General features: G+C 67.2%; 18 protein-coding genes, 1 tRNA gene and 5 pseudogenes. 10 read left to right on the top strand and 14 right to left on the bottom strand.

From position 1 onward, the window contains the following. Positions 1–279: 279 nt before the first annotated feature. Positions 280–1,521, bottom strand: a complete 1,242-nt coding sequence (locus ACIQ7Q_RS06810; RefSeq protein WP_403857152.1) for an FAD-dependent oxidoreductase — start codon at positions 1,519–1,521, stop codon at positions 280–282. 97 nt (positions 1,522–1,618) lie between these two features. Between ACIQ7Q_RS06810 and ACIQ7Q_RS06815 the strand changes: the two genes are divergently transcribed. Next, positions 1,619–2,623, top strand: coding sequence for a helix-turn-helix transcriptional regulator (locus ACIQ7Q_RS06815; RefSeq protein WP_403857155.1), 1,005 nt, complete (start codon positions 1,619–1,621; stop codon positions 2,621–2,623). Positions 2,624–2,978: 355 nt separating this feature from the next. On the opposite strand, the gene ACIQ7Q_RS06820 is transcribed toward ACIQ7Q_RS06815, so the two are convergent. Beyond that, positions 2,979–3,131 carry a hypothetical protein gene (locus tag ACIQ7Q_RS06820; protein WP_403857157.1) on the bottom strand — a complete coding sequence of 51 codons (153 nt, stop codon included), beginning with the start codon at positions 3,129–3,131 and terminating at the stop codon, positions 2,979–2,981. 150 nt (positions 3,132–3,281) lie between these two features. On the opposite strand from ACIQ7Q_RS06820, the gene ACIQ7Q_RS06825 reads away from it, so the two are divergent. From ACIQ7Q_RS06825 to ACIQ7Q_RS06835, 3 genes and pseudogenes are all read left to right on the top strand, one after another. Continuing rightward, positions 3,282–3,689: a hypothetical protein gene (locus ACIQ7Q_RS06825; RefSeq protein WP_403857160.1), complete on the top strand. Its 408-nt coding sequence runs from the start codon at positions 3,282–3,284 to the stop codon at positions 3,687–3,689. A 163-nt stretch (positions 3,690–3,852) separates the two neighbouring features. Continuing rightward, a pseudogene (locus tag ACIQ7Q_RS06830) lies at positions 3,853–4,394 on the top strand (tyrosine-type recombinase/integrase); the annotation flags it as partial. Between the two features lie 279 nt (positions 4,395–4,673). Continuing rightward, the gene (locus ACIQ7Q_RS06835; protein WP_403857163.1) at positions 4,674–5,021 is read left to right on the top strand and encodes a hypothetical protein; all 348 of its coding nucleotides are present in this window, start codon (positions 4,674–4,676) and stop codon (positions 5,019–5,021) included. Between the two features lie 304 nt (positions 5,022–5,325). Here ACIQ7Q_RS06835 and ACIQ7Q_RS06840 read toward each other — a convergent pair whose 3' ends face one another. The 6 genes and pseudogenes from ACIQ7Q_RS06840 to ACIQ7Q_RS06865 all read right to left on the bottom strand — a co-directional run bounded on the left by ACIQ7Q_RS06840 (position 5,326) and on the right by ACIQ7Q_RS06865 (position 8,344). Beyond that, positions 5,326–5,820 (bottom strand): hypothetical protein, encoded by a 495-nt coding sequence (locus ACIQ7Q_RS06840; protein ID WP_403857166.1) that lies wholly within the window; start codon positions 5,818–5,820, stop codon positions 5,326–5,328. Positions 5,821–6,647: 827 nt separating this feature from the next. Beyond that, positions 6,648–6,959: pseudogene (locus ACIQ7Q_RS06845) on the bottom strand (hypothetical protein); the annotation flags it as partial. 228 nt (positions 6,960–7,187) lie between these two features. Further along, entirely contained in the window at positions 7,188–7,478 is a 291-nt protein-coding gene (locus ACIQ7Q_RS06850; protein WP_403857169.1) for a hypothetical protein, read from the bottom strand. A gap of 29 nt (positions 7,479–7,507) precedes the next feature. Then, complete coding sequence (locus ACIQ7Q_RS06855; protein WP_403857172.1) at positions 7,508–7,873, bottom strand: hypothetical protein; 366 nt, start codon at positions 7,871–7,873, stop codon at positions 7,508–7,510. 29 nt (positions 7,874–7,902) lie between these two features. After that, entirely contained in the window at positions 7,903–8,097 is a 195-nt protein-coding gene (locus ACIQ7Q_RS06860; RefSeq protein WP_403857175.1) for a type II toxin-antitoxin system Phd/YefM family antitoxin, read from the bottom strand. A gap of 173 nt (positions 8,098–8,270) precedes the next feature. Continuing rightward, positions 8,271–8,344, bottom strand: a tRNA-Gly gene (locus tag ACIQ7Q_RS06865). A gap of 220 nt (positions 8,345–8,564) precedes the next feature. Between ACIQ7Q_RS06865 and ACIQ7Q_RS06870 the strand changes: the two genes are divergently transcribed. The 5 genes and pseudogenes from ACIQ7Q_RS06870 to ACIQ7Q_RS06890 form a co-directional block, all read left to right on the top strand. After that, positions 8,565–8,747, top strand: coding sequence for a hypothetical protein (locus ACIQ7Q_RS06870; RefSeq protein ID WP_403857177.1), 183 nt, complete (start codon positions 8,565–8,567; stop codon positions 8,745–8,747). 90 nt (positions 8,748–8,837) lie between these two features. Further along, entirely contained in the window at positions 8,838–9,413 is a 576-nt protein-coding gene (dcd, locus tag ACIQ7Q_RS06875) for a dCTP deaminase (RefSeq protein WP_403857991.1), read from the top strand. A gap of 13 nt (positions 9,414–9,426) precedes the next feature. Continuing rightward, on the top strand, positions 9,427–9,936 hold the full coding sequence (locus tag ACIQ7Q_RS06880; protein ID WP_403857180.1) for a phosphoribosyltransferase: 510 nt from the start codon (positions 9,427–9,429) through the stop codon (positions 9,934–9,936). Positions 9,937–10,020: 84 nt separating this feature from the next. After that, positions 10,021–10,146 (top strand): hypothetical protein, encoded by a 126-nt coding sequence (locus ACIQ7Q_RS06885; RefSeq protein WP_403857184.1) that lies wholly within the window; start codon positions 10,021–10,023, stop codon positions 10,144–10,146. A 401-nt stretch (positions 10,147–10,547) separates the two neighbouring features. Continuing rightward, positions 10,548–10,676: pseudogene (locus ACIQ7Q_RS06890) on the top strand (IS5/IS1182 family transposase); the annotation flags it as partial. A 65-nt stretch (positions 10,677–10,741) separates the two neighbouring features. Here ACIQ7Q_RS06890 and ACIQ7Q_RS06895 read toward each other — a convergent pair. After that, a complete protein-coding gene (locus ACIQ7Q_RS06895) occupies positions 10,742–11,413 on the bottom strand; it encodes a hypothetical protein (protein ID WP_403857187.1) in 672 nt (223 codons plus the stop codon). A gap of 709 nt (positions 11,414–12,122) precedes the next feature. After that, positions 12,123–12,836 (bottom strand): annotated as a pseudogene (locus tag ACIQ7Q_RS06900) (XRE family transcriptional regulator); the annotation flags it as partial. On the opposite strand from ACIQ7Q_RS06900, the pseudogene ACIQ7Q_RS06905 reads away from it, so the two are divergent. Continuing rightward, positions 12,742–14,144, top strand: a pseudogene (locus tag ACIQ7Q_RS06905) (replication initiator). The pseudogenes ACIQ7Q_RS06900 and ACIQ7Q_RS06905 overlap by 95 nt on opposite strands. Before the next feature lie 219 nt (positions 14,145–14,363). Here the strand turns inward: ACIQ7Q_RS06905 and ACIQ7Q_RS06910 are convergent. From ACIQ7Q_RS06910 to ACIQ7Q_RS06925, 4 genes are all read right to left on the bottom strand, one after another. Then, on the bottom strand, positions 14,364–15,800 hold the full coding sequence (locus ACIQ7Q_RS06910; protein ID WP_403857190.1) for a recombinase family protein: 1,437 nt from the start codon (positions 15,798–15,800) through the stop codon (positions 14,364–14,366). Positions 15,801–16,007: 207 nt separating this feature from the next. Continuing rightward, positions 16,008–16,889, bottom strand: a complete 882-nt coding sequence (locus ACIQ7Q_RS06915; RefSeq protein WP_403857193.1) for a Yip1 family protein — start codon at positions 16,887–16,889, stop codon at positions 16,008–16,010. A gap of 163 nt (positions 16,890–17,052) precedes the next feature. Beyond that, entirely contained in the window at positions 17,053–18,186 is a 1,134-nt protein-coding gene (locus ACIQ7Q_RS06920) for an FG-GAP repeat domain-containing protein (protein WP_403857196.1), read from the bottom strand. Between the two features lie 206 nt (positions 18,187–18,392). Next, positions 18,393–20,663: a heterodisulfide reductase-related iron-sulfur binding cluster gene (locus ACIQ7Q_RS06925; RefSeq protein ID WP_403857199.1), complete on the bottom strand. Its 2,271-nt coding sequence runs from the start codon at positions 20,661–20,663 to the stop codon at positions 18,393–18,395. Between the last annotated feature and the right edge of the window lie 103 nt (positions 20,664–20,766).

A 20,766-nucleotide genomic window follows, 5' to 3' on the forward strand; every position in this document is an offset into this window, starting at 1 on the left:
AGCCAGGCCTCACACCCCCCGAACGGCCTGGGACAATGACCCGTGCGGCCGATAGGCGGCCCCAGGGGCCGGAATGACTTCGGGTGGGAGCTGCCATGGGGCGAGATCGGGGCCTGGCACGAGATGCTTGGTCCGCGCCCTCGCCCCATGGCCGCGCCTCACCGATCTCTGCATCCGATCACCCGGGTCCGCATCGACACCCCGCTCGACCACACCCTGACCGCCCTGCGCACGGACGGGCCGACGAGGACTGAGCCGCGCGGCGTACGCCGACATCGATCACCGATGACGCAGCCGGGCGGCAGCGGCCAGGATCGGAGTGGTCACGGCGGTAGCGGCGGAGCCGAGTGTGGTGTCGGTGGCCAGGATCAAGCGGACCGTTCTCATGGCAAGGGTGAGGACCTCGCTGCCGCGCAGGCGCATGCCCGCCTCGAATCGGTTCACCGCCTCGGTCGCCGTCGTATCGCCGTCCTTGACGTCGCCCAGGTGGTGAAGCAGGGCGGCAGCATCGCGGATTGCCGCGCCGGCCCCCATACCGGCGGTGGGTGGTGTCGCGTGGACGGCGTCGCCAAGCGCGGTGATGCGGCCCGCAGGCCAGGGCGCGAGCTCGGTGGCGCGGGTCGAGGCGGCGTTGAAGCGGTACGCAGCCACGCTGTGCGGGTCGGCGCGGGCGATGACGTCAAGCGTGTGCTCGGCCCAGCCCTGCTCACGGAACCGTCTCGACAGCGCGGCCTGCAACGCGCCGTCGCACAAAGCGCGTAGGGAGTCGGTCGCGGGAGATTCGGGGAACATGGCGCCCCAGATGTAGGTGGGACCGGTGGTGACGGACATCCGCAGCCCGGGGGCGTCGAGCGTGGAGTTGCCGACCGGGTCCAGAAAGCCGACGTAGAGCGCTGCACCCCGGGGGCCGATCGCCATGCCCGATCGTGGCCCGAGCCGTTGCTGTTCACCAGGGCTCAGGTCAGCGCGGAGAGTACGGCCGGAGAACCCGATGATGCCCGCCGGGCTGTTGGTCCGGCCTCCCGCCAGGTGCTGGGCAACCAGGGAGTGGGTGCCGTCCGCGCCCACCACCAGATCCGCCGAGACAGGTGCGGCGTCGGTGAACAGCACTCGGGGTGCGCCGTCGTCGCCCACGCAGACGTCGGACACCGTCCACCCCAGATGCAGGTCAGGGCCGACCTCCTCGGCCAGCAGCATGCGCAGAGTGATGCGATCGACATCGATGCCTGGGTGGTTGCCGAGATCCGGCCCGCGGCCGAGCAGTCGCCCGCGACGGTCCCACAACGCGTCGCGGTCGCGCAGCCGCAGCGCCGATGACGACGCCAACAGCCGCTGCATGGTCTCCGGGGCCACCAGCTCCCGCAGCGCCGACTGGGCCGGCCCGTCCAGGGTGATGTGGTACCCGCCTGTCGCCGCCACGTTGGTGTCACGGTCGAACACCGCCACCTCGAACCCCCTGCGACGCAACCCCGCCCCCAGCGCGAGTCCACCGATCCCGCCGCCGACCACGACAACACGCATACCTGTCCGTCCTTTTCACCACTGTTTGCCTGCACGGGCACTCCACCGTGACATCGGTAGTGGACACCGAGTGGCCACTACCGGGCATGATGGGAGGATGGCGAGCACCTCACGACGGGCATTGCGGCTACTGTCCCTGTTCGGATCGCGCCGCCTGTGGCCACTGTGCGAGCTGGCCACCGCGCTTGGGGTCAGTGAGCGCACCGTCCGCCGTGACATCGAGACCCTTCGCCAACTCGGATACCCGATCACCACCGTCCACGGACCCGATGGCGGATATCGGCTCGGCGCAGGGCACACCCTCCCTCCGCTGATGTTCGACCACGATCAGGCCCTTGCGGTCGCGGTGGCCCTGCAAACCGCGCCCAGCACGGTGTTCGGCCTGAGAGACGACGCGGCGCGGGCGCTGGTGACCCTGGAACAGGCCATGCCCGCTGCGCTGCGGGAACATATGAGATCCCTACGCCTGACCAGGTTGCGGAACTACTGGGAGTTCCCGGCGCCCCCCATCGACTCGGCCGCGCTCACCGCCGTGGGTGCCGCGGTGCGCCACCGCCACGTACTCGTCATCGAAACGCTGCGCGCCGACGGCTCACGCTACGAAACCGGTGACGACGACTGTCTGCCCGCCCGCCGCATCGAGCCCCACCATCTGGTCGTGTGGGCCGGCCGGTGGTACCTGGTCGCCTACGACCTTGGAGACCACCAGTGGCGAGTGCATCGTGTCGACCGGCTCCGCGTCCGCCCCACGACACACCTCTTCAGTCCCCGCCGGCCTTCCTACGACGACCTCGCTCATTTCGTCATGAGCAGTCACGATCGCGGCGACACCCCCGCCGCCTGGCAGTGCACCGGCACAGCGCGACTCAACTTGCCGGCCGGCATCGTCGCCCGCTGGGCACCAAGCGGCTCGGTCGTCGAACACCTTGACACCGAGCACTGCCGCCTCACCCTCGGCGCCTGGTCCTGGGCCGGTATCGCCGGGATCCTCGCCACCTTCGATACCGAACTCACCGACCTCCGCCCGCCCGAACTCGCGCACGCGTGCCACCGACTCGCCCAGCGATTGGCCGTCGTCGCGGACACCGAAAGGAAACCGTAGTCATCTCTCATCAACGGTCCTTTGCCCGAGCAGGATGACGACAAGGGCTCCGGACCAAGATCCCCGGACCAAGATCCCCGGGGTCCTCAGCGACCCGCCCCTCCTTGCGAATACCGTGGGCATGCGCCCGGGCGTCCGGAGCCCAGGCCGCAGACCTGTCACCTCACTCCTCGGGCACAGTCGGCTCGCCGGCGCGATGAACGTCTACACCCACGTCGTCCAGGACACGCAGCGCGAAGCGGTGAGTCACATACACGGACTGAGGGGAAGTCATGTCGCTGCGCGATCTGGTGCGCGAAGAAACAGTCGCGTCGATGTCCCCATCCGAGCGGCTGGCGCCGATGCGCTCTGCGCGTCAGTCATTCCAACGCCCGGACGAGCCCGGTTTCTTGGTCTGCGAGACGGAGGAGGGGTCTTCGGCAGTGACCAGTTCCGCACGGGCACTCACGACCAGGTCACTGGCGGGCATGTTCTGGAAGTCGTGCTGCGCCTGCTTCGTCCAGTCCATTTGCCAAGGCGGCCGGAGTGGACTCCGTCCCTGAACTGCACGGACGCACGCATCTGGCTGGTCGGTCATTCCCGGGCTTCGCCCCGGGATGACCGTGGTTCACCGCTGCTTCTGGTGCTCATCTGGTGCGCCTGCTGGTAGACACCCGCCATGACGTACTACGCAGACCTGACTCCGTACACGTACGACAGGGACAACTGGGATCCGACGGCGTCGGGCATCTGGCGGGGCGTCACACTGCTCAACGTCGGCTGGCTCCACCGTGGCAAGAAGTACACGAAGGGTGCTCCACCGTCAGGCCTCGTAGAGACGCTGACGGACATGATCCGTACCCACCGAGCACAGCAGACCCGAGGCTTCCACCTCTGCCCATGGTGCACGTCGCTCCTGGCCTCAAGGCGACTCGACGGCCCTCGGGGAAGCGCCGAGATACGAGTGATGGGCGACGGCGTCGCCTACGCCGCCCCCGAGCTGATCGCTCACTACGTCGAAGCCCATAGTTACCAGCCGCCGGCCGACTTCGTGGAGGCGGTGCTGTCGTCCGACGCTGCCGTCTGAGCGTGCGAGTTTCCCGCACGCTTGTCTCACCGGTCTGTCGGGCACGGATCGGACACGCTGTGAGCACCGCTTTAGGAGTTCGATCGGGTTCCGGCTGAGCCGCCCGGACTGGCTGGAGGGGTGCAGGTCCTGGCAGCCTGCCTGAGACTGCCACTTTCTGTGCGCGATGCGCCGTCGTGATGTCGACCTGGAGAACGTCGGCATCTGGGTGCGAACCGCGGAGCCCGAACTCACGACGGGTCGGCGGGCACCGGGCGACACCAAGTCCGATGCAGGCAGGTGGTTCCTCGTCCTACCGGCCTTTCTGGAGAAGGACCTCAAGCGGCATCTCGCCTGGTACGCGGAGAAGCAGCCGGACGGACTGCTGTTCGTAGGGGAGCGGGGCAAGCCGTTCCGACGCTCCACGGTCGGGCGGAAGTGGAGAAAGGCACGTGCGGCAGTTGGCCCGCCGGAGAACTTCCGCTTCTACGACCTTCGTCACACCGGACACACGCTCTCGACGCAGTCGGGTGCCACGCTCAAGGACACGATGGTCCGCGCCGGCAGTCCTCCGAGAGGGCCGCGCTGATCTATCAGCACTCGAACCTGGAACGGCAGCGGGAGGTGGCCGACGGGATCGATGCCCGTGTCCGCGCCGAGCGGGAGAAGGCCGCCGACGTGCCCGATGATCAGGTATCGGGCACGGAACGGGCACGCGAAGCCTGATCCGCTAGACAACAAAGAAGCCCCGGGCCGCTGGCCTGGGGCTTTCTCGTGGAGCGGGTGAAGGGAATCGAACCCGCGCTCTGAGCTTGGGAATCACCGGCCGAACGTGACTGGGTGGGGTCCTGACCTGCGGAGAAAGCCGTCCGGCACCGTACGGGGGATCTGCCTTCCTGCCCGCTGTTGACCGCGGTTCTCTCCTCGTTCTGGCATGCATGTGGCACGGACCGTAGATCTGGCTCGGGTCTTCCGAACGGCTGGTCAGCGTCGCATAGTTCAGTGGTGAAGCTGACCATAACCGTTCTGACTTTGGCTGGCGGTTTGCTGCCAGCGCTCGGGGTGCTGCGGCTCTGGCGAGACGTAGACGGTCGACGAAAGCGGCTCCGAGCCCTGTTCGCGCGGGTGGAAGAGATCAAGAACGACCCCACCCTGTCGACTGATGAGCGTTCGCGCCGGCTAGAACAGGAAGCTCCGACCGCGAGCACCTGGACTGATGTTCTCCACATCAGGGAACGCATCGAGCTGGCCAGCTTGGAGCAAGCGCCCGAGGTCACTGTCCCTGCTTTGCTGGCTAGCGCTGGGCTCGCCTGTGCGACCGTTGCAGGGCTGCTGTCCACGTGGTTCGGCTGACCGACGAGGTCGTTGGGGTGCCAATGATCGGGGCAACACTCAAGCAATCTTGAAAACCGTCGTGGCGCGAGTCACCGTGGGTTCAAATCCCACACCCACCGCCAGGTGAAACGGCCCCTGACCAGGTATTTGGTCAGGGGCCGTTCTCATGAGCGTTGCCTGTCGGCGCCTGCTGTTCCCCGTTGCTTCCCGTCCGAACGGGCACGGGAAGGGCACGGCCGCATTTTCATCTGCGGTTCCGTCTGGACCGGTCGGTGATGGTCAAACCGGCTGCTCCGCGGGCGATAGTGGCCGCAGGCCCGGGTCATGCGTCCGGGTTCTTCCCCTCCGCGACTTTCTTGATCCGGTCGATTTGAAGCTTGGCCACGACCGCCATAATGTCTGTCTTCTTTAGGTCTATACCCCACAGCTTCACGACGACTGTGCCGGTACGCATCAGCACCGTGGCGGTGAATTTATCCGTGCCCCTGGTGTCGGAGAAGACGTGGGTGTCCTCTGCACCCGCAGAGACCTTTGCGGCGAGGTTCTCTGAGTCTGGCTTATCGCCGTACTTGGTGGCCTCCTCCTGCTCGATGGCCACCGCACCCTTCATTGCCACGCCGGCGTTGTCGACCGAGTCGAACGAGAAGACGTCGATGTACACCGACTCTGCATCCGAGCTGTTCTTGATCTCCTCGATAGTCTGCGGTCCGTCTATGGTCTTTGCGCCGGCGGCTGTCAGCCCGCTGCACGCGGTCCCGGTCTCGTGGGCGCAGGTTTTTGCCGCTTCTGCGCCGACCTCGGCCTCTGAACTGAACATTGAACCCCATCCCTCGGGAAGACTGGCGGAGCTGGGGAGTGCCGTACGCACCTGTTCCGCAGTCAAAGCAACCGGGGCATTGCCCTCATGCCCCTCCAGGGAGTCGCCGTTCGCGCGGCCCGCGGTCCCACCACTCCCGCTTCCGCCTCCACACGCGGTCAGCGCCGCCACTAGTACCAAAGCGAGCGCTGTCCCCCGCACCGCAGTTTTCACCGTCAACTCCCTGAGAAGATCTACTACTTGACGTGATCACTTAAGCGTATGGAGTTGCCGGGCGCTACTGCGTACCGGGCCAAGGAGGTGCCCACGGTGAGACCACCAGGCGCTGAGGCTGGTGGAGCGGCTTTGGGCGGGAGCTGCCATGGGGCGAGAGATCGGGGCCCGTACGCTGGTCAGCGAAATCGGGCAGTCTGTGGACCTGCCCGGTAATGGCCCGATGTGGGCCCCGATCTTCGAGGCTCGCCCCATGGTGGCTGCCTAAAGCCGTGGAACCGGCCGGGCCCAGCCACATCGGGTTACCGTCCACGGCTTCAGGTGTGGTCGCTCAGCCGCGCGGCCGGCGGAGCCGGGGCCCGGAGCGGGGCGGAGACAGGAGCGTCGGGGCCCGGCGCTGGAGCCGGGGCCGCGCGCGGCGAGCGGAGCGAGCCGCCTTGATGAAGTAGAGAAACTCTTACCGCGCTCGGATCAGCTGCTTTGTCCGGTCCCGGTAGATGCTTGACACTTCGGTCCCAGCTGATGGTTGACAGTGGCCGTGTTCGGCTCTTCTGTGCGCGTCGTTGCGGCGTGTGTGGGGAGGCCGGGATTGGCGCTGGTGGAGTTGTCGACCGTCAAGCATCAGGTGAGACCCGACCGTCAAGCATCAGCTGAGACTCGACACGGATCAGCTGCTTGCCGTCATGGCTCGGGACATGAGGCCCCTGCCCGTCCAGTGCATCGAGCAGGCGCACCGCGTAGAGCTCGGCCATCCGCTCGCGGACCTCATCCGGAGTGAGCCAGTCAACTGCTGTCGACTCGGCCGAGGTTCGCTCAGCGCCACCTGACGGCTTGCACCGGAACACCAGGGCGACGATGCCGCGCGTCGTGTTCTTGTAGACCCCGGTGAGCTCGTCGACCTCGACCCGGAGGCCGGTCTCTACCCAGGGGAATCATGAGTGCTTGAGTGGACGGGGCGGCTCTGGCCTGCATGGTTGTCGGGAGTGGGGTAGTTGTCTGTACCCCCTGGGAGCCGTACGTGACCGCTGTTCTCTGCTCCGAAGGGCACGGATGGGGCACGTCGACGGCCGGTCATCAATCTGAGGTTTTTTGCCGGGAGTGGGTGACAAAAAACGGAAGCCGTCCGTGGTGCAGACGCTGCGGTGGCGCAGACGTCAGGCCCAGAAGGCTTCGGTGACGACGATCTGTGGGTCGGCGTGGCGGCGCATGAAGGTGTAGATGAGCCAGCCGCGTCCGCCGGCCAGGTCCACGATGTGGGGGCCACCGGGGCTCGTGGAGGCCAGCGGTCGGACAGTCATCCAGTGCGGGAGCAAGGCATCGGCGTCGATTCCACGGAAGTACGGGTCTTCGGCAGTGACCAGTTCCGCACGGGCACTCATGACCAGGTCACTGCCTTCGGCGGGCATGTTCTGGAAGTCGTGCTGGGCCTGTTTCGTCCAGTCCATTTGCCAAGGCGGCCGGAGTGGTTCGTCGATCACTCTCCGGGCTTCCTCTCGGCGGCTTCGTGCCGGAGGCGGCTGTACTCCTCCAGAAGCCGGATGGACTCCTCGGGGTCCTCGGACTTGGCGGCGCGGGCTTCGAGGTCGCGAAGGTACGAGTCGAGGACGGGATTCCGCGCGATGGCGTACTGCGTCCACCACAGGCGCATGAAGGCCGGCACGGGGGTGATGTTGAAGGCGTCGCCGATGACGCGCTTCCAGTGAGCCTCAAAGTCCGGGAGGAGGTGCGGAGTGTGTTCCTGAATCGCCAACCGGAGTGCTTGAGGCGTGTGTTCGGGCATGGGTGGCAACCGCAGGGGTTCCCCCTCGTGCCCATCGAAGTGGAGTGCATGGGCGGGCATGGTTCGGGCTCCTTGGTATGGAGGGTGGGTCAGGCCACCTCGTGCCGGTCCTCGTGCGACTGGTGCCGACGGGCCATCCGCTCGAACCACTCGGCCGGCACCAAGTAGGCGACCGTCTTCCCCTTACGGGTGATGGCGGCGGCCTCACCGGCGATCCGGGTCCGGTCCAGGATCTCGCCCATCCCCTTGCGCAGGTCGATGGTTGTGTACGTCTTCGTCTCCATACGCTGAAGCATATAACAACTATCATAGTTGACATATGTGCTCGTGGGGTGCTGGCGACCGGAAGAAGCCGATGGACGCGCTGGGCGCAGAACGGGCACACAGGGCACTCGGTCGGACTTGAGTAACAACAAAGCCCCGGGCTGTCGGCCTGGGGCTTTGAGGTAGTGCTTCATGGAGCGGGTGACGGGAATCGAACCCGCGCTCTGAGCTTGGGAAGCTCATGTTCTACCATTAAACTACACCCGCACAGCGCACCGGTGATCGGTGCCGCATCGTCGCACACTCTACCCCATCACTCACCCCACGGTGTATTTCGCCGCGGGGCTTTTGCGTTCTCCGGGGCCCGTACGCGGGTGCGGGGAGCGGGAGTTGGGGCGTACCGTGGCGGGGCGGAGTGCCGCGTGTGGTGGTGTCCGGGTCATCCCCTAATGTGAGGGTCGTCCGCATTCGCTGGGGAAGGGGCCCGATGGACTTGATGGAGCGCACCCTCGTCCGCTGTGCCGAGGGGCACGTATTCAGTACCGCTTCGTTTCCGTTGCAGCAGCTGGGGGCCGACCGGATCGGGCCCGGGCGGCTCATCCGGTGTCCGCGGTGTGCCCGGCTGAGGAATGCCGTGCCCGTGGCGCAGCAGGAGCAGAGCAAGCCGTAGAGGCGTAAAGCGCGGAGCGTGGAGACGGACGGAGCGCGTGGGCAGGTGTCCGATTGGGGGCCGCCCGCGCGCTCTGCGTATCCTCGGGACGTGCTTCTCTCAGACAAGGACATCCGGGCCGAGATCGACGCCGGGCGCGTGCGCATCGATCCGTACGACGAATTCATGGTGCAGCCCTCGAGCATCGATGTGCGGCTGGACCGCTACTTCCGGGTGTTCGAGAATCACCGTTACCCGCACATCGATCCTGCGGTGGAGCAGAGCGATCTGACCCGGCTCGTCGAGCCGGAGGGGGACGAGGCGTTCATCCTGCATCCCGGCGAGTTTGTGCTCGCGTCGACCTACGAGGTCATCTCGCTGCCGGACGATCTTGCGTCGAGGCTCGAGGGGAAGTCCAGCCTCGGGCGGCTCGGTCTGGTGACGCACTCGACGGCCGGCTTCATCGACCCCGGGTTTTCCGGGCACGTGACGCTCGAGCTGTCGAATCTCGCCACGCTGCCGATCAAGCTCTGGCCGGGCATGAAGATCGGGCAGCTCTGCATGTTCCGGCTCAGCTCGCCCGCGGAGGAGCCGTACGGGAGCGCGCGCTACGGCTCGCGGTACCAGGGGCAGCGTGGGCCGACGGCCTCCCGGTCGTTCATCAATTTCCATCGGACGCAGGTGTGAGGGCCCGGACGACATGAGTGACGTACGCGAGAACCTGACGTACGAGAAGTTCGGCGGCGCGATCCGCGAGCTGGCGCAGACGATCGCCGACGACGGGTACGAGCCCGACGTCGTGCTGTCCATCGCGCGCGGTGGTGTGTTCGTGGCCGGCGGGCTGGCGTACGCGCTGGACTGCAAGAACATCCACCTGGTGAACGTCGAGTTCTACACGGGTGTGGGAACCACCCTCGAGATGCCGGTCATGCTGGCTCCCGTGCCGAACGCGATCGACTTCTCCAACAAGAAGGTCCTGATCGCGGACGACGTCGCCGACACCGGCAAGACGCTCAAGCTCGTCCACGACTTCTGCCTGGACCACGTGGCGGAGGTCCGGTCCGCGGTCATCTATGAGAAGTCGCACTCGCTCGTGAAGTGCGAGTACGTCTGGAAGCGCACCGACGACTGGATCAACTTCCCGTGGTCTGTATTGCCTCCATGCCGTAAGTCTGGCACACCGATCACTCCGTCACGCGAGGCTTTGTAGAGTCCGCCTGACCTGCAATTCGTCTGCGGGCTCCTGCGGTGGAGCAGGCTCCTTGCCGCCGCGTGCGGAATGATCTTCTGGTCGATGAAGATCAGCAGAAGCATCACAGAGCAGTTTGCGCCGGATCTCGCTCTGACCAGCGATGATGGCATCCAAGCGGGAATGCTGGCCAAGTCGAAGGAGTTCGCCGAGGCAGGCCACCGCGTCTAACTACCTATTGCAGACTGATCTTCTGACGTCTGAGCGTCCTCCGGCATGCGTTTCGGGACGCCGCTTGAATCGCCGGGCAGCGCTGCAGGATGCGGCTCGTATCCTGCGGCGTCCCCACGTACTGAGGAGATCTGTTGGGCAGCGCGGTGGTGCTGGGAAGAAGGCCTAGCCTGCCCCCTGACCTGCGAGGGTTCAGAAGTCAGAACTCGCGCGGCAGCCAAACGCGAGAAGCAGGTGCACTTCATCGTCGGAGCGTTCGCCGCGGGGCTCGCGTAAGTGGCACTCATGGGTGGCCTTCGTCCCCACGGCTCGGTTCCCCTGCCGTTCCACGGGCCGCCCATGTGGGTCGTGGGCTTCTGATGGCCACGAGCCACCTGGGGGTCTCAATGACCGTTGACAGGGCCGCCGCCGGATCCGTCGGCCAGATCCACGACCAGCTCGTCGGCCGGACCCGCCGCGATATGGGCAAAGGGGCCCAGAGCGTGGTCCCCGTGATCGACTCCCAGAGCGTGAAGGCCGCCGAGACCGTTGAAACAGAACGCGCTCGCCTGATCGGCATGGAAGGCTCAGAACGGAACTCATCGCTGCCGAGAAGTCACAGGATGAGGTTGACGGTGAGGTTCGTTTCCGTGTCGTTGACAAGGACGCCGGAGATGAAGCCTTGCGCCGTGCGGTAGTCCGCCGTACCCCCGGTGATCGCGAACGTGATCGGGCCAGGGCCGGCGCTGGTGACCTCGAGCCTGCCCTCCGCGGTGATCCGCCCTTCGGGAAGATCGAGTACGACGTCGCACTGCATGTCGAACTCATCACCGGGCGCGGTACGGGTCACCGTGCACACCTGGCTGAACTCCCCGACCGTGGCACCGTCGCGGATCAGATCCCCATTGACGACCAGTTGATCCCCCATACTGTTACCGGCTGATTCGTCCACATCGATGAAGACGGATTCGTTCACGCTCGAGACCAGCTGGAAGACTTCCTCCACCCGCGTGCCCGGTTCGCCCTGCGGGCCTTGCGCCCCCTGGTCTCCTTGGGGTCCCTGCGATCCGGTGGTACCCGGCTCGCCTTGCGGCCCTTGAGTTCCTGTACCCGTGTCGCCTTGCGGTCCCTGGGCTCCCTGCGCCCCCTGGGCGCCGGTGTCACCCTGCGGGCCTTGCGCCCCCTGGTCTCCTTGGGGTCCCTGCGGCCCCTGCGGCCCGGGCCGGCCTTTGCCCCAGTCCGGCTGCCCGGAGCCTTGCGGGGCGCGATCGCGAGCGATGTCGCCCACTCGTGCTGGGAGAGTGAAGTCATCGCTCGTGACGCCGTTCGGACCAGGAAGCCCCTGACTGTTCCCTGGGCCGGACCTGTGGACCGCATCGGCGAAAGCGACCGCATTGGGGAGAAGGCTGAGGGCCGCGGCAAGTGTCCCCGCCGAGACCATGGTGACTGTCCTGATACTCGGACGAGCTTTCCGGTTCACAGGAAGACCTTTCTGGAACAGGTAGGGCCCAACAAACACGACCGAACACATCCCTCTACGCAGATGGAGATGCGTTACTGCGGCTCAATGGGCTGGTCGGTGAACCAGTCGTACGCCACCCACAGCAGAGCGAGCGGCCATGCGATCCGCACATGGCCCGTGTCGTACGCGAAGATCACCCCAGTGGCAGGCAGCCGTACGCCGAGAAGTCACTGGCCTTGGATGATGCACGCACGTCGGCATGCCCGGGAGCGAGGGCGACGGTGGACCGCTGGTCGATCTGGGCAAGTTGGGCTTCGGCGCCGGAGAGACTGACGTGGAGTCCTTCAACTTCGCCGTAAAGCCCCACCACCTGGCGGAGAAACTAAGTTCACCGGCGAGTCCGCCCGCTCTAACGGGAGAAGGGCAGCACGGCAGACACTGTCTTCCCGCTCCTATGCACGCTGACCTGCACATCTATCGACAGGCTCTGCACCAGGAGCCAGCCGAACCCACCTCGACAGCCACAGCCCTTCTCTCACGTCTGCTCGATCTCTGCCATCAGGAGTCGGAGGGTGAGCGAGTGCTTCTCTGGCGGTAGGGCGGCCATAGCGGCTCGGGCATACTCGGCCCCTCCGCGAGGATCACCACTGCGGGCGATCATCAAGCCACGATGCATCTCAAGGTGCGTCGCGAACCGGGGGAGGGTCTCGGGCAGCTCTCGCGTGGCCTGCTCCTGGGCCTCGATTGCGCCCTTCTCGTCTCCCAGCCGTGCGAGCAAGAGAGACAGGAACACGTTCATGCGCCACCACGGCACCGTGTAGTCCGACGTCTGCTCATGGGAGCCTGCGCGATCGAAGACGCGACGCCCCTCCTCGGCAAGGGACAGGGCGGCGGTGCGGTCGCCCCGGATCGCTGCTGCGTGCGCTTTCCCCATAATCGCGTTCAAGAGGCCGAGGGAAGGCTTCTTGCTGATCGCCATGGCTTGGTCCGCGAGAACGTCTGCGACGCCGAGCGACGCGCCTTCGTAGCCGAGAGCGATCGCCGCCCGTCCCCGGACCCAGACGCGGGCGTCGTCGTCGCCCGATTGGTCGGCGGACTGGGCGGCCATCCGGTACCAGTGCACTGCCTTGGCTCCGTCTGAACCGGGGAACGTCTTGGCGTACAGGGTCATCAGGCGTGAGGCGACGGACCAGAGTCGGGGTTGTTCGAGCAACCTCCACGGCTGGACCATCACCACCAATGAGGCCACCAAGGAAGTGGTGCGCTCCTACCGCTCCGAGGACGAACCCACGGGACGCCTGCTCACCGCCTGCGGCAACCGCCGCTCGACCCGCTGCCCAGCCTGCTCTCGCCTCTACGCCGCCGACACCTACCACCTGATCAAGGCCGGACTGTCCGGCGGCAAGAACGTAGACGAAACCGTCCGCGACCACCCCCGCGTCTTCGCCACCCTCACCGCCCCTCCTTCGGTCCCGTCCACAACCGCCCCACCACACCCGCCGGCAACCCGCGCCCCTGCGCCTGCGGTACCCACCACGACCAGGACGCCCCTGAACTCGGCACCCCCCTGCGCCCGGCCACCTACGACTACACCGGCGCGGTGCTGTGGAACGCCCACGCCGGTGCCCTGTGGGCACGCTTCACCACCTACATGCGCCGCGCCCTCGCTGCCCACCTCGGCATGACTCAGAAGGCACTGAACGCCGCAGTGCGCGTCTCCTTCGCCAAGGTCGCCGAGTATCAGAAACGCGGCCTGGTCCACTTCCACGCGGTCATCCGCTTTGACGGACCTGACGGGCACACCACCCCGCCCCCGCCGTGGGCCACCGCCGACGCCCTGGACCACGCCGTACGCACCGCCGCCCGCACCGCCCGCCTCACCGTCGACTCCGACGCCACCGGCGAACGAGAGATCGCCTGGGGCGACATGATCGACGTCCGGGAAATCGCTGCCCTCGGAGACGGCGAACTCACCGACGCCAAGGTGGCCGCATACGTCGCCAAGTACGCCACCAAGAGCGCCGAAGGAGCGGGCACCGTCGACCGAACCCTGATGTGCCGCCCCTGCCAGGGACGCGGACACGTCACCGGCCCGGACGGCTTCCGCGACCAGTGCGCCGACTGCGACGGCACCGGACAAGCCGAACCCCTGCGAGACCTCCGCGTCCAGCAGCACGTACGGCAGATGATCCGCACCGCATGGGCGCTCGGCCACCTGCCCGAGTTCACGCACCTCAAGCTCTGGAAGTGGGCCCACATGCTCGGCTTCCGCGGCCACTTCTCCAGCAAGAGCCGCGCCTACTCCACCACCCTCGGCGCGCTCCGCGACGTACGCCGCGCCTGGCGCCTCGCCCAAGCCGACCACGCCCGCGCCCTGGCCGGCCTCCCCACCCAGGACGACGAGAACACCACCCTCGTCACCGACTCAGCATGGCAGTACCTCAGCAGCGGCTACCGCCCCGGCGAAGAACTGCTCGCCGCGCAGACCCGCCACGACATCGCACAAGCCCGCGACCACGCCGAACGCGCCAAGACAGAAGGGGAGGTCTGGCAGTGACCACGGCCGTAGCACCTCCCATAGAGCGGCTGAGCCGCGATACCGCCAGTGCGGCGCGGGATCACAGCACACCCAACGAGACGGCCGAGGATGCATGGTTGCGTAGGCACCTGGCCCGCGCGCCCGAGCGCGACGAAGAGTGGATACGCCGCGCCTTGCTGCTTCAGGGCAGGATCTAGAAACAGAGGAGCCCCGGCCGAAACCGGGGCTCCTTCGTGATCAATGCCAAATCGGCTCGATCAAGTCTGGGTCGAACTTCCGCTTACCCCGGCCTGCGGGGTGGATCAGTACGGCCGTGATGCTGTGCAAGACGATCTCGCGTTGCCGCTCAATGGGGAGAGCGAAGAACTCGTCTTCTGTCAGGTCGGCCGTGTTCCCCTTGGCCTCCGCCTGCTTCTGCTCCTTGTAGAAGCGGGCGCGCTCCAACTTCAGCGCGTCGCGCTCCCGCTCCTTGCCGGGGAGCAACTGCAAGAGCGAGGAAACCGTGATCGTCTTGGCCTTCTCCGCCTCGATGAGCTGGGCGATGTCGGTGAGGGTGCTCTCCAACTCCGCTTCCCTGGGCCAACGTTCGTCGGAAGGGGCTACCGCAGTAGCGGCCTTCTCCCGCTGCTCGCTGAGAGCGAGTCGGGCAATCAGCTTGTCAACCGGCTCGCCGACCCGGCCGACCTTGCCGCACCCGCCGTTCACCTGAGAGCACTGATACGTGTACTTCGTGCCCTTGGAGCCTGGCTTCCAGCGCCGGTTGATCTGCCCTCGGATCTTGCTCTTGCACAGCCCGCACCGGGCGATCCCTGAGAGCAGGTACTTGCGGGCCAGCGTGTCGCCCTCCCGCCGGCCTTGCTTGCGCTCGGCGACGGCGGCCGAGACGGCTTCCCACTCCTCGACCGTGTTGATCGGGTCCCACTCGCCCATGACGGGCTGCCCGTCGTCACCGTGCAGGATCTCGCCGTGATATGTGCGGTAGCCGCACAACCGGGGGTTGGTGAGGATGTGCTCCACGTGGTGATGGGCCATGCGCTTGGTGCCTTCGCGAGGGTTCCCGATGCCCTCCGCATGCCAGCGCTGGCGGATCGTTCCGATGCGCACCCCGGCGAGAACTTCCTTCTGGGCCGCGCGGATGTGCTTGGCCGCCACGGGGTCAACCTTGTTCCGGTCGTCCTTCTGCCACCCGTAGGGCGCGGGGCCTCCATTGGCCTTGCCCTGCTGGGCCAACTCCAGATGCTTGCGCTTGATCCGGCGCGACGTGTCGTGCGACGACTTGTTGGCGAACGCCACCATGATCCGTGCCATGGTCCGGCCATCGGCCGAGCCGAGATTCACATCGTTGGTGACGGTCGCGAACTCCAGCCGCGGACGCTCGTCGAAGATCTCGATCAGCCGTTCAAGGTCGCGCGGCTGACGCGCGAGCCGGTCCAGGTCGTACGCCACGACGCCATCGATCAGCCCAGCTTGAAGATCCTTCAGCATGAGCTCGAACTCGTCGCGCACCACGTTGCGCTTGAACGCGGACACGTCGTTGTCTTCGTAGACCTTCACCGGCTGCCAGGTACGCAGGTCCGCCAGACGCTCGCAGTCCGTGCGCTGGCGGCCGACGCCGAGTGCGTCTCCCTCGTCGTCTCGTGAGATCCGGGTGTAGATCCCCACCTTGCGTGCCATGATCGGGGCCTCCCCTGCCTGCGACCTGGTGTTTCGGTTCCGGGCAAGGCTACTACCCTCATTGACTTCATTTGCCTTGGAGTGTGGAGAAGCCCGTCGTACGGCGCAGTGGTCAGGTGCTCGACGCCTGACAGGTGACCACCCATGAAAAGGCCTCCGCCGGATCGGCGGAGGCCTTTGTTTGTGCGTCGCTTTCCTGCGCGTCGCTCAGATCGTGCCGAGCTTGATGATCGACAGCAGCGCGACCAGCTGGATCGCCGACGCGCCCAGCGCCTTCGGCCACGGCAGGTCGTGCGACTTGCTCACCATCGAGGTGAACAGCGCGCCTGCAGCCAGCCAGGTCGCCCATCCCAGCACCTGGACAAGGGAGTTCTCGCCGCCGAGGAAGAGGGCGAAGACCAGGCGGGGGGCGTCCGTGATGGACATGATCAGCATGGAGAGGCCGACCGTCGGCTGCCATGCGCCGTCGCCCCCCAGCTGGCGGGCCAGGGTGTGGGTCACGGCGCCGAGAACCAGACCGCTGATGACGAAGGCGACGCCCGTGATGAGCACGTACGGGATCGCGTTCGAGAGCGTCGCGTTGATCGCCTCGTCCCGCGGCTCGTCGAAGCCGAAGATCGCGAGCATGCCGTAGAGGAACGTGACGACGAGCGCCGGGCCCCAGACGGCGTGGTCGCGCATCTGCAGGAAGGTCGGGCCGGGGCGCAGCACGATGCCGCTCAGCAGCTGCTTCCAGTGCAGGCGCGGACCCGCGGGGGCTGTCGGCGCGGCGCCGGAGCGGTAGGTGGCGCCGTCGCCGTAGGGATCGTCGTGCACGCTGAACATCTGCGTGTGGCCCGGGTTGTTGGCCGCGTACGGGTCCTGGGGCGGGGCGTACTGCGGGTGCGGGTCGCCGAAGTACTCCGGCTCGTCGTATCCGCCGCCCTGCTGGGGCCCGCCGGCGGCCTGGGGCCACTGCTGCTGCCGCTGCTGTTGCGCGTACGGCGGCGCTGCCGGACGTCCACCGCCCTGGTAGGGCGGTGGCGCCTGCGGCGCCTGCTGTTGTTGGGTGCGGTTGTCCCGGCCGCGTCCGATCCTGAATCCAGCCACGCAATCGAACGTACCTGGTCCGCGAACGCGAGGTGGCGGCAGAGCCGGAACCGGCGGCCTTTGCGGCTGACCTGTGACATCCCCTAGGGGAACCCCGGGGGACTGCCCCACACCGCCCAACGGCCCGTCGGCAGCGCCTGGTCGGCAGCCGCCCGGCAGCAGGTCAGGGCAGGAAGACGGACGTGCTGAAGGTGATCGCCGGCTGTGTGCCCGCCTTCTTGGGTGCGGCAGCCGGGTACAGCGCGACCACGTCGGCCCGCTCGCCGCGGTGGGTCCGGGTCACCACGTCCGGCCGCTTGTCGCCGTCGAAGTCTGCGTACGCGAGCACATCCGTGACGGGCTTCGTCTCCCCCGCCTTCAGCGCGGGCGCGGGCGGGGGCTCGACCGCGGCGAAGGCGTAGGTGCCGCCTCGGCGGCCGAGGCCGGCCGGGCCGCCGAGCAGGATCCTGCCCTTGGCGGACGCTCCCACCTCGCGGGTGCGGGGCAGGACGACGAGGTCGTCGGCGCCGTCGCCGTTCGTGTCGGCGCGCGGCGCGGGCGCCGCGAGGGCGGCGCCGCCGCCGGGTACGGGGGCGGTGGCTGCACGCGGGGCGCCGGCGCGGGAGAAGGGACCCCGGAGGAAGCTGACGCGTCCGGCGGAGGCGGTGACGGCCAGGTCGGCGCTGCCGTCGCCGTCGAAATCGCCGCAGACGGGGTGGTCGGGCCAGTCGTTCCCGTAGCGGGCCTGCTCGGGGATCCGCAGGACGACCGCCTTGCCGGTGATTCCGGTGGGGGAGCCGAAGAGCAGCTGGAGGGGCACGGGCGGGCGGCCGATGCCGTCGTACGGCGGATCCGTGGCGACCACCAGGTCGGCGTAGCCGTCCTTGTCGAGGTCGCAGGAGGCCTCGGCGTCGAACGCAGCCGGCAGCGTGCCCTTGACCTCGGCGCCGTGGGTTCGCGGCGTGAGGAGCTGGCGTACGGCGGGGTCGAGGCGGCGGGCGGTGTCCGTGCCGTAGACGACGCCGATGCCCCCGTCGTCACCGTGGCTGTCGCGGGGTGACTTCACCAGGTCGTTCAGCACGAGGTCGCGGTGGCCGTCGCCGTTGAAGTCGTCGGGGATCCGGCTGCCTTTGCCGCGCGGCACGGGCAGTGAGGGCTCGGTGGTGCGGTCCGCGGCCGGGTCCGTGTCGCCGTTCTTCGCCTCGGCCTTCGACGCGACGGGCTCGGGGGCGCTGTCGCAGCCGCTCAGGGCGGTCAGCAGCACCGCGGAGGCGCAGAGCGCGCCCAGGGCCGTCGCCGCTCTCGTTCGTGTGTGCACAGGCCCTCCCCCTGATCCGCTGTCCCGGTCGCCCCTCGATGCTCGTCCGGAAGGTCGCCCCGGGCAATGGTTCGCGACTGATCGAACGCCAAAGGTTATGCGGCGGCTGGGGACGCGTGTGTGCGGCGGGCGGTCACACGCGTGAGCGGCCGGTCCTGCCCCCGAGGCAGGTCCGGCCGCTCACTGTTCTCCTGCAAGGGAGACGGTTACTTCACGGGCTCCGGTTCCGGTGCCCCTTCCGGTTCGGTCTCTGTCGCCGGGTCGGCCGGCGGGGTCTTGACCGAGTCGAGCAGGAGTTGGGCGACGTCGACGACCTGGAGGGACTCCGGGGCCTTGCCGTCGTTCTTCTTGCCGTTGACGGAGTCGGTGAGCATGACCAGGCAGAACGGGCAGGCGGTGGAGACGATGTCCGGGTTGAGGGACAGGGCCTCGTCGACGCGTTCGGTGTTGATGCGCTTGCCGATCCGCTCCTCCATCCACATCCGTGCGCCGCCGGCGCCGCAGCAGAAGCCGCGTTCCTTGTGGCGGTGCATTTCCTGCTGGCGCAGGCCGGGGACGGCGGACATGATCTCGCGCGGGGGCGTGTAGACCTTGTTGTGGCGGCCCAGGTAGCAGGGGTCGTGGTAGGTGATCAGGCCGTCGACCGGGGTGACGGGGACGAGCTTGCCCTCGTCGATGAGGTGCTGCAGCAGCTGGGTGTGGTGGATGACCTCGAACTCGCCGCCCAGCTGCGGGTACTCGTTGGCGATGGTGTTGAAGCAGTGCGGGCAGGTCGCGACGATCTTCTTGGCCGACTTGGGCTTCTTCGTCGCGTCGTCCTCGTCGTCCTCGCCGAACGCCATGTTCAGCATCGCGACGTTCTCCTGGCCGAGCTGCTGGAACAGCGGCTCGTTGCCCAGGCGGCGCGGGGAGTCGCCGGTGCACTTCTCCTCGCCGCCCATGATCGCGAACTTGACGCCCGCCATGTGCAGCAGCTCCGCGAAGGCCTTGGTGGTCTTCTTGGCCCGGTCCTCCAGGGCGCCGGCGCAGCCGACCCAGTAGAGGTAGTCGACCTCGGTGAGGTCCTCGATGTCCTTGCCGACGATCGGGACGTCGAAGTCGACCTCCTTGGTCCACTCCACCCGCTGCTTCTTGGCCAGGCCCCAGGGGTTGCCCTTCTTCTCCAGGTTCTTGAGCATCGTGCCCGCCTCGGACGGGAACGAGGACTCGATCATCACCTGGTAGCGGCGCATGTCGACGATGTGGTCGATGTGCTCGATGTCGACCGGGCACTGCTCGACGCAGGCGCCGCAGGTGGTGCAGGACCACAGCACGTCCGGGTCGATGACGCCGTTCTCTTCGGCGGTGCCGATCAGCGGGCGCTCGGCCTCGGCGAGAGCGGCGGCGGGGACGTCCTTGAGTTGCTCTGCGGAGGCCTTCTCCTCGCCCTCCATGGTCTTGCCGCCGCCGGCCAGCAGGTAGGGGGCCTTGGCGTGCGCGTGATCGCGCAGCGACATGATCAGCAGCTTCGGGGAGAGCGGCTTGCCGGTGTTCCAGGCGGGGCACTGCGACTGGCAGCGGCCGCACTCGGTGCAGGTGGAGAAGTCGAGGATGCCCTTCCAGGAGAACTGCTCGACCTGGGAGACGCCGAAGACGTCGTCCTCGCCCGGGTCCTCCCAGTCGATCTCCTTGCCGCCCGACGTCATGGGCTTCAGCTCGCCCAGCGCGCTCTCGCCGGTGGCGTTGCGCTTGAACCAGATGTTCGGGAAGCCGAGGAACCGGTGCCAGGCCACACCCATGTTGGTGTTGAGCGCCACCGTGATCGCCCAGATGAAGGAGGTGCTGATCTTCACCATCGCGGTGAAGTAGATCAGCGTCTGCAGCGTGGACAGGCTCAGGCCCTTGAAGGCCAGGACCAGCGGGTAGGAGGCGAAGTAGGCGGCCTCGTAGCCCTCGACGTGATGGATCGCGCCCTCGAGGCCGCGCAGTGTGTAGATCGCCAGGCCGATGGTGAGGATGACGTACTCGACGAAGTACGCCTGCCAGGCCTTGGAGCCCGCGAAGCGCGACTTGCGGCCCGCCCGGGAGGGCAGGTTCAGCAGCCGGATCGCCATCAGGACCACGATGCCGAGGATCGTCATCACGCCGATGAACTCGATGTAGAGCTCGAAGGGCAGGAAGCCGCCGACGACCGGGAGCACCCAGTCGGCCTCGAAGAGCTGCCCGAACGCCTGCACCAGCGTGGGCGGCAGTGTCAGGAAGCCGACCGCGACGAACCAGTGGGCGAAGCCCACGATCCCCCAGCGGTTCATCCGGGTATGGCCGAGGAACTCCTTGACCAGGGTGATCGTGCGCGCCTTGGGATTGTCGGTCCGGCTGCCCGCGGGCACGGGCTGGCCGAGCTTGACGAACCGGTAGATCTGCGCGACCGCTCGGGAGATGAGCGCAACGCCGACCACCGTCAGGGTCAGCGACACGATGATCGCGGCGAGTTGCATTGGGGGCTCCTCGGGCCTGCGAGGGTGGGTGATCCAGCACTACTACTAAGCGGTAACTTATTCAGTCCGTGCTGAGAGTACCCACTTATTCGGCCGCACTGTA

Origin of the sequence: Streptomyces sp. NPDC096176 (assembly GCF_044763255.1) — a bacterium.
Lineage (GTDB): Bacteria > Actinomycetota > Actinomycetes > Streptomycetales > Streptomycetaceae > Streptomyces.

What these genes read in the sequence shown, in the direction of transcription:
- ACIQ7Q_RS06810 (WP_403857152.1), bottom strand. Translation starts at nt 1,521, where the DNA reads ATGCGTGTTGTCGTGGTCGGCGGCGGGATCGGTGGACTCGCGCTGGGG.
- ACIQ7Q_RS06815 (WP_403857155.1), top strand. Translation starts at nt 1,619, where the DNA reads ATGGCGAGCACCTCACGACGGGCATTGCGGCTACTGTCCCTGTTCGGA.
- ACIQ7Q_RS06820 (WP_403857157.1), bottom strand. Translation starts at nt 3,131, where the DNA reads ATGGACTGGACGAAGCAGGCGCAGCACGACTTCCAGAACATGCCCGCC.
- ACIQ7Q_RS06825 (WP_403857160.1), top strand. Translation starts at nt 3,282, where the DNA reads ATGACGTACTACGCAGACCTGACTCCGTACACGTACGACAGGGACAAC.
- ACIQ7Q_RS06840 (WP_403857166.1), bottom strand. Translation starts at nt 5,820, where the DNA reads ATGTTCAGTTCAGAGGCCGAGGTCGGCGCAGAAGCGGCAAAAACCTGC.
- ACIQ7Q_RS06850 (WP_403857169.1), bottom strand. Translation starts at nt 7,478, where the DNA reads ATGGACTGGACGAAACAGGCCCAGCACGACTTCCAGAACATGCCCGCC.
- ACIQ7Q_RS06855 (WP_403857172.1), bottom strand. Translation starts at nt 7,873, where the DNA reads ATGCCCGCCCATGCACTCCACTTCGATGGGCACGAGGGGGAACCCCTG.
- ACIQ7Q_RS06860 (WP_403857175.1), bottom strand. Translation starts at nt 8,097, where the DNA reads ATGGAGACGAAGACGTACACAACCATCGACCTGCGCAAGGGGATGGGC.
- ACIQ7Q_RS06870 (WP_403857177.1), top strand. Translation starts at nt 8,565, where the DNA reads ATGGACTTGATGGAGCGCACCCTCGTCCGCTGTGCCGAGGGGCACGTA.
- ACIQ7Q_RS06880 (WP_403857180.1), top strand. Translation starts at nt 9,427, where the DNA reads ATGAGTGACGTACGCGAGAACCTGACGTACGAGAAGTTCGGCGGCGCG.
- ACIQ7Q_RS06885 (WP_403857184.1), top strand. Translation starts at nt 10,021, where the DNA reads ATGAAGATCAGCAGAAGCATCACAGAGCAGTTTGCGCCGGATCTCGCT.
- ACIQ7Q_RS06910 (WP_403857190.1), bottom strand. Translation starts at nt 15,800, where the DNA reads ATGGCACGCAAGGTGGGGATCTACACCCGGATCTCACGAGACGACGAG.
- ACIQ7Q_RS06925 (WP_403857199.1), bottom strand. Translation starts at nt 20,663, where the DNA reads ATGCAACTCGCCGCGATCATCGTGTCGCTGACCCTGACGGTGGTCGGC.